3 protein-coding genes and 1 pseudogene are annotated in these 6,441 nt (G+C 66.3%); 3 read left to right on the top strand and 1 reads right to left on the bottom strand.

The features are described from left to right. Nucleotides 1-263 precede the first annotated feature (263 nt). A pseudogene (locus IU459_RS36255) lies at nt 264-596 on the bottom strand (Sir2 family NAD-dependent protein deacetylase); the annotation flags it as partial. A gap of 585 nt (nt 597-1,181) precedes the next feature. Between IU459_RS36255 and IU459_RS36250 the strand changes: the two are divergent. From IU459_RS36250 to IU459_RS36240, 3 genes are all read left to right on the top strand, one after another. Continuing rightward, nucleotides 1,182-2,276: a tyrosine-type recombinase/integrase gene (locus tag IU459_RS36250; RefSeq protein ID WP_195134110.1), complete on the top strand. Its 1,095-nt coding sequence runs from the start codon at nt 1,182-1,184 to the stop codon at nt 2,274-2,276. Between the two features lie 436 nt (nt 2,277-2,712). Further along, nucleotides 2,713-3,666 (top strand): hypothetical protein, encoded by a 954-nt coding sequence (locus IU459_RS36245; RefSeq protein WP_195134109.1) that lies wholly within the window; start codon nt 2,713-2,715, stop codon nt 3,664-3,666. A gap of 361 nt (nt 3,667-4,027) precedes the next feature. Then, nucleotides 4,028-6,304: a hypothetical protein gene (locus tag IU459_RS36240; protein WP_228839008.1), complete on the top strand. Its 2,277-nt coding sequence runs from the start codon at nt 4,028-4,030 to the stop codon at nt 6,302-6,304. Nucleotides 6,305-6,441 lie beyond the last annotated feature (137 nt).

Below are 6,441 nucleotides of genomic sequence, written 5' to 3'. Positions count from 1 at the left end.
GGTACGACAAGCTCGCCGTCCGCTACCTGGCCACCATCCACATCGCCGTGATCAACCAATGGCTCCGAAACGAGTGAAGGCAGGCCACCAGGCCCGCCCTCATCACTTCGACACAGGGCCTAGCCGCCCTTGGCGGGGGGCGGAAAACGCGTCACCAGGCGAGATACCCGCCAGGCCGCCCCGAGCCATTGACCGGCAGTGGAATTTGCCGAGCGTCCGAAACAGGCGAGATACCCGCCCGCGTTGATCCGGCCGAAGTTCGATCACACGCGCTCGGCCGGTTCGGCCATAGCGAGCACATCGCGCTGATCCGTTGCCGGGACGCGTATTTCGCTGAGGCGCTCGGCAAGAGCGGGCAGAACATCAGAGCATCCCGCGTCCAGGACGAGCGCGGCCAGCTCGTCGCCGCGGGTGCGGCCACGATTGACGATGACGACCGGACGCCCGTGCTTGACCGCATGACGGACGAAGCGCAGCCCGGACATCACCGTCAGCGTCGACCCGGCGACCAGCAGCGCGTCCGCCGCGTCGACGAGCTCGTAGGCCGCGGCGACCCGCTCCTTCGGTACGTTCTCCCCGAAATACACGATGTCCGGTTAGGACACATTTCCGTAGCGATCTCGCAACCTGGCAGGTGCTCTACAACAGTTCTGGCACCTCGTACCGACGTCTGATCTCCCCATGCCTGCGGTCAGCTGGCGGGGGGTGGCCGTTGTGAACCACATCTTGCCGCCGGTCCTGCCCAGCCGAGGCCCTCTTCCAGCGGTTGCCGGTCAGATGAACATTCGGAACGACCGTCCTGTCACGACGCTGCATCAGCGTCCATCTCGGTGTCAGCCGCAGTGGCTTTGCAGTGTGCGGCGTCTAGACGCCAGGGGCAGAGTGATCGAAAGGGCGCTTCTCGCCGCTCTCGGTTGGCGGCCCGGCGTGCGGCTCGGATACAGGCTCGAGGGCAACGCAGTCGTCGTCGGGCGCTTCGGGGATCCCGAACTGTGGATCACTGCTGTTGGCGACATCCGGCTTCCCGCTCGATTCCGTCGCAAGGTTGGCGTACGCGCCGCTGATCGGATCCTCCTCGTCGCAGATCCCAGAGAAAACGTCCTTCTGATGTTCCCCCCTGATGCTGTCGCCGCGATGGTCGCGCGTGCAAGGCAAGCAACGACACCCTCCGAGGTGGTCCGATGACAATGTCAGCGTCGAACGTCGAAGTGCAGACCGCACAATTGCTCCTCGAGAGACTGGGAGTGACCCTCGAGGACCTCATGGCCGCTCAGTCGAAGCGGCTCGTGCCGACTTTCGCCGAGTACGTACCCATCGTCTATGCCGCCATGCCTCCCGGCAGAACACGCGATTTGTACAGTAGCTATTGGAACCGGATCGTCAAGCTATGGCCGGATCGCCGACTCGACGAGCCGACCATCACAGAGTTCAAACGACTTATCGCGACACTCCAGGATCAACGCGATGTCCGGCGCAGCGACCGTGGTGGGATCGGCGTCGTCCAGACAACGACTAATGCATTGCGCTGTCTCTACCGTCATGCCGTCGATGACAACCTGATCCGGCCCGCAGACAATCCCGCAGCCAAACTAGTCAAACCCAGACGACGCCCTTCCAGCCGTGGCGCGATACCGACCGACCGTCTCGCGGAGATCAACCGTGTCGCGGCAGAGCATGGCGATGACCCTGAACTCACCACACTCATCCTTCGATTCTGCACCGAAACCGCTTGTCGCCGGGGCGGCATCCTGGCTTTGAGGAAACGCGATCTGGACCCGGACCAGTGCCTAGTCCTGCTGCGCGAGAAGGGAAACACCGAGCGGTGGCAACCCGTGTCGCCGACTCTCATGCGCGCGCTTCTGAAACACCACGATTCGCGCGCCCACCTTCGCGATGAACCAAATCCACAAGCGCAGAACGGCAGGCCGATAACCGCCAAAGCCAACGAAAGACTTCTGCGCTACCGCAATGGCGATCCGATCAGCACAATGCGCTTCAACACCATCTGGAATCAGATCGGCCAGCAGCTGACCTGGGTCAAGCAGCAGGGAATCACCTGCCACTGGCTGCGCCACACCACGTTGACATGGGTAGAGCGCAATTTCGGCCACGCCGTGGCAAAGGCATATGCCGGACACGCCGACAACCACACCGATGGCGCCACCTTGATCTATACCCGCGCGACCCGCGAAGAAGTGGCCTATGCGCTGTCCGCCCTGACCGGGGAACCGCATCCTCTCGCCCCAAACTCCTACCTGTGCACCCGGAGGAACTAACGAGATGAATCCCGTTGCGGGTCAGACCGATCCGACTACAAGATCAGCACACCCGCCGCCGGTGGGCAACACATCCAGGAACCGTCGCAGTCGATTGCCGGTGCGCCCGCGTATGCGTCGCCCTAACGCTCTGGATCCGGATGACCTCGCTCTCCGCCTCGCAGCGGCGAAAGCGTGTCTGCCTGCTCTGCAAGATCCGGCGTTGTACGACGCGATCGATGGGAGCGAGCTCGAAGCCGAGCAGAGACTGCGTCGATGGATTCGCGCGCGCGGCCGGCGCGATCGTCGGAGCGAGGTTCGCCGTGAGCGTGCGTCGAGAAATCGAGCTCGGCGTACCGCGGCGCGGATTCGGGAGAGTGAACAGCGTGAGCTGCGGTGGCATGCGCGAGCTCGGGCGGACCGTCGCCGTGCCACCAGCCCGGATGCGTTGGAGGGCATGCTGCACCGTCGCGCGACGTGGTCGTCGTTGCGGCTGCGCGCGGTGATCGTGGTCGGGCTGGTGTGGTCTGCGGTGAACGTCGGTCGCAATCTCGTGCCCGAGGGCGGGCCGACAGGCGTGTCGTGGTGGCTGTTGTGGCTGCTGTCATTCGGGATCGAGGCGATGATCTCGGTGCCGATCCTCGAGGTGATGGCGCAGGCCGCCACCGCCGCGCGGTTGGGTGTCACGGTCGAACGCCGCAAAATTCTGCTCTTCGAGGCCTGCCTGTTGACCGCAACGGTCGGCCTGAACACCGGGCCTCATCTCGCGGAAGGAAACTTCGGCCGCGCGGTCGAGTATGCGGTCGCGCCGGTGATGGTTGTTGTACTGATGCGGTTGCACGCCTGGGTGGCCGCTCGCTACGCGCGGCTCATCAGCATGGTCAGTCAAACCAACGGCCCTGACCATGTGTCAGACCTCGCAGGCCATGCTGTCGGTGGCGCTCGCGGTGCCGATCCGAACCTTCCCGCCCTCGATGTAGACGACCGCCTCACGTCGGTGGTAGCTCAGACCATTGCTCCCAGTGCGGAGGCAACCGGCCTTGCGGCGGCGACCGACGAACCAGAGCGGAGTTCGGTCGCGCAGCCCCATCAACACCGCCCGATACCGCAGCAGCAAGCGCACCTGCCCGAGCGGGTGCTGGTCGATGTATCAGAGCCTGACCAATGCCGTCGAATCGCACGAGAACTGGTACGCAGCAGGTTGACCCAGAAGCCAGAAGGAGAGATCGAGGAGCACCTGCGACTTGCTGAGCGTGGCGTGAACCGGTACGCGATCGCGACCGAACTGAGGCAGATCACCCGCGGCAAGTGGCCCCGCTCGACTGTCGATCGCATCGTAACTCGCGCGGAGTCGATGGGCTTTCAAAGCGGATCCAGACAGGGGGTGGGGCCTTCGATCAACTCCGCCTGACCCTCAGTCGAATTGATGGTGGGTGTGCGCGATCTGGACGCACAAAAGTCGCGCACGCCCCGGCCGATTTCGTAAGCGTCAGCTCACAACAACTCCAGATATGACGAAGGCCCCCAGCTGCAACTGAGGGCACTTCTGAAATACAACCCGAAGGTTGCTCATGATAGGCATCTCCGAGGGTAGCGCACGTCTTGTCACGGCATCAAATACTGACCGTGGCATGGGCGTTCCATACCGGTCGCCAGCGCGGCTACCCCGCAGCACGGAGAACACCCCTGCCCCACCGGCTCTGGATGAGGCCGCCACTGCCGCGCACGAAGCGTTTGCTCGACTCGCACCATTACTGGCCGCTCGCCGCTCCATGCGCCTATGGAAGCCCAGCCTGGATGGCTATAACGACCGCGCCCAAACACTGACCCGAAGACTGCCCGATCAGCCCGCGGCGGTGCCGATCTATCTGCACGGCCGGACCCGTCTGCTGGCGCTGGACTTCGACAGCACCCGCGACGGCGTCGCCGCGGTCGAACGCGACGTCCAGTGCTGCCTGGCATGGATTCGGGAGGCCGGCGGCCGCGCGATCACCGACTACTCCACCAGCGGCGGCCGCCACATCCTCATCCCCCTACCCCTCGGGGTCACCCTCGACCTCGCCCAGGCGGAATCCCTCATGCGCCTGCTGGCGGCGCGGCTATCCAGCCTGGACATCACACCGATGCTCAACCCCGCCACCGGCTGCATCACCCCTCCCGGATCACGCTGCAAACAAGGCGGATACCGCCGCCTCGACAGCAGCCTCGACGACGCCATCGACACCCTGCGCACTCGATCCGCGCCCGGCTTCGTCGCCCGACTGCACCACCTGTTGGCCGGAATCGCGCACGACGCGACCATCGCGCGCGCAGCACGCGCGACATCGCGCGCGGCGCGCGCAGCCGCCGCAGTCGCGCACGACATGCAGCTGTGGGGCGGCGACGGCGAGTGCGCGCGGTTACGCGCGGAATATCGCCGTCGGGGCCGGATCTCCACCGCCGTCACGGCCTTCGCGCGCGACGGCGCAGCGCCGCCCGATGGCCGCTGGACGACGCGCGCGGGTCGCCTGGATCGCTCTGCCGCGCGCCAATCCGTGCTGGCCGCCGCTGTCGTGCGCGGCTACTCCTACCTCGACGTGCGCGCCCAGCTACCGACCGCCGGTGGCAGCTGGCGCGGGTTCGCCGACGCTTACCGCCGCTACGGCCGGGGCGCTGACGCAGCGATGCACCGCGACTGGATCTCGGCCTGCCGGTGGGCCGAGCGCACCGCCCCCGAATTCCTGTCGGTGGCGCACAAGAAAAAAGACACAGGGGGGTCCGCGCACAACCCAGCAGCGCACACCCAACAGCGATGGCTGGCCGCCGCGACGCTGTGGACGCACGCGCAGTGGCCTCGATCCCCGCGGCGCTGGACCGTGCTGGCGGTGCTGCAGGCCTTAGCGTGGGCTTCCGCGGTAGGAGGACACCTCACGCGTGGTGTGCCCATCGTCGAGTTCGGTGGCCGGTCGCTGTCACTGACCGCTGGCGATCTGCCCGAATCCACCGTGTGGGGCGTGTTGCGGGAGCTGCGAGATCTGCCCGGCGCACCCATCTTGCGTACCCGCGCAGGCCGCAGACTAGCCGCCGACCGCTACGCGCTGGTCACACCGCGTAGCGGCCACCGTCCCGTCCGCCCCGACCACATCCAGATCAGCCGCATGCGGGTCGAACCCGTCCATCCCGCCTGGACCGTCCTTGGGCTGCACTGCCGCCGCCTGCATGAACTCATCACCCGCGACCGGCTCACCACGCCCGCAGATGTGTTCGCCGCAGCCTGGGTGAGTCCCAGCGCCGGATACAACGCCCTGGCCATCCTCACCACCGCCGGACTCATCAACCACACCCACGGCCACCTCCAGCAAGGAACCGTCAGCCTCGATGACATCGCCCACGCGCACGGGCTTCACCAGCAGCGAATCCAGCGCCTGGCTCACCATCACCAACACCGAGCAGCCTGGAAGCACTGGCTCAGCCAACACCACCGACCCACTCCCCTACCTCTCACGATCCACACCGCACCCACACAGCCGCAGTCGGCCCGCGCAGCAACCGCGCACCACCCAACCGCGGACAATGAAAGACAACCCAACCCCCGCAGAGCCACCGCGCTTGCCTCTGGCCCACCGCGATCCGGGAGCGCCGGTGTAGGCGAGTGTCCGTCGCGCGCGACAATCCCTGCTGTCGTGGCGGCCGCGGCCGCCGCACCGGGCACGCCCGCGCGCGGTGTGCGCGCAGTGGCTGTATCCGAGAGTCATGAGGACAGCGCATGGCTCGAGCCGACCGGGCAGCGGGCGCACGCGTCGACCGGCAGGGCCGGCGACCGCGCACCCACGGCTGCCCGAGCGACCCGCCCACGCACCGTAGTCGAAATCTACGTGGAGGCATCCGACACGCCGATCGCCGGTGGCCGCTGGCTGATCGCCACAGACGCGACCGTCATCTACGAGCGCCCGACCGGGGTCCTAGTGGCTTCCACCGTTCCAGCGTCGCTGCTTCGGCATTCACCGTCATGGACTTGCGTGTTCCGGCGCGGCCGCATCGGTGACTCGGCGAAGCAGTGCCACCGCTAGTACGACCAGGTGCGTTTCCCCTCGTACCGTGGAGGCCTGACCATAGAGGAAAGGCTGGATGGCGGAGAAGAGACGCAAGTTCGATCGGGGGTTCCGTGGGGGCGCGGTGCGGATCGTGCGTGTGACCGGGCGGCCGG

The sequence above is a fragment of the Nocardia amamiensis genome (assembly GCF_015477605.1).
Classification (GTDB): domain Bacteria; phylum Actinomycetota; class Actinomycetes; order Mycobacteriales; family Mycobacteriaceae; genus Nocardia; species Nocardia amamiensis_A.
Note: the sequence above shows the minus strand (reverse complement) of the source record. Positions and strands in the feature narration are given on the sequence as shown.